Origin of the sequence: Sporolactobacillus shoreicorticis (assembly GCF_024125445.1) — a bacterium.
Taxonomy (GTDB): Bacteria; Bacillota; Bacilli; order Bacillales; family Sporolactobacillaceae; genus Sporolactobacillus; species Sporolactobacillus shoreicorticis.
Genome location: NZ_JAMXWM010000080.1, coordinates 1 through 1307, shown reverse-complemented (window position 1 = coordinate 1307; position 1307 = coordinate 1). Strand labels below are relative to the sequence as shown.

Here is a 1307-nt window from a genome sequence, read left to right as displayed (position 1 = left end):
TGAGTATTAAAACATTCACAGATAAAGAAATAAAGACATTATCTCGTAATCCCTATGTAAAAGCAGTCAGTGCAAAGGGAATGACCTACACGGATGAATTTAAACGTATTTTTATAGCTGAAAATGAGAAAGGAAAATTTCCAAGAGAGATTTTTGAAGAACACGGATTCGATCCTGATCTTTTGGGGAATGAGCGAATTAAATCATCAGCTAAAAGGTGGCGGAGATCCTATAAGGAGAACGGCATTACGGGTCTTCGAGATACACGAAAGGGCCATTCAGGGAGGCCAAATGAAAAAGAGCTGTCCTTAGAGGAAAAATATGAACGATTGAAAGCCCAAAACCATTTATTGAAGGCGGAAAATGAACTGTTAAAAAAAATCGACTTAATGGAAAGGAGGTTGAAGCCGTAAAGTTATCCGCTGAACACAAGTTCATATTGATTCATTCTGTCATTGAAAACTATAAACTTAAAAATAGAGTAGGCTATTTATGTCACTTGGCAAAAGTATCACGCTCCGGCTATTACCGTTATTTTTCTTTGCCTGCCCAAGAAACAAGAAAAGCACAGGAAAACCAAGATGAACAAGTGAAAGAGATCATTTTGAAGGCTTTCCACTTCAAGAAACGTAAAAAAGGTGCCCGTCAAATCAAAATGACCTTAGAGGGGCACTTTGGTGTGACCTTTAACTTAAAACGTATTCGAAGGATTATGAACAAATATAGGATCGTTTGTCCGATTAGAAAGGCCAATCCTTACCGAAGAATGATGAAAGCGACGAAGGGACACACCGTCTGCCCAAACCTCTTAAAAAGAGCGTTTAAGCAAGGTCAACCCGGAAAAGTATTGCTTACCGATATTACTTATCTCTTTTATGGAAAAGGCCAGAAAGCTTATTTATCAACGATTAAGGATAGCTCAACGAATGAAATCCTGGCCTATAATTTATCAGAAAAGCTTACTTTGGATATTGTCACGGATACCTTGCACAAACTAAAGCGTAACCGGAACGTAAAACTAACCAAAGACGCCTTGATTCACTCGGATCAAGGATTTCACTATACAAATCCTACTGTTCAAAAGTTAATAAAGAAATATAAGCTTAGACAATCCATGTCACGCCGAGGAAACTGTTGGGATAACGCTCCTCAAGAATCCTTTTTTGGGCATTTAAAAGATGAGTGTTTGATCAAGTCCTGCCAAACACTTGAAGAGCTGAAAAAGGAAGTTAAACAATACATTATTTACTACAACAACTACAGATATCAGTGGGATCTAAAAAAGATGACTCCTGTTCAATACAGAA

Annotated in this window: 1 protein-coding gene; it reads left to right on the top strand. The window is 37.6% G+C overall.

All coding sequences use genetic code 11. The annotated features are described in order from the left end of the window. A protein-coding gene (locus tag NIE88_RS22015) for an IS3 family transposase (protein ID WP_373689484.1) occupies positions 1-1307 on the top strand; the annotation gives its coding sequence in 2 pieces (ribosomal slippage) (positions 1-381 and positions 381-1307; 1308 coding nt annotated over the 2 pieces). This gene is flagged as partial in the annotation.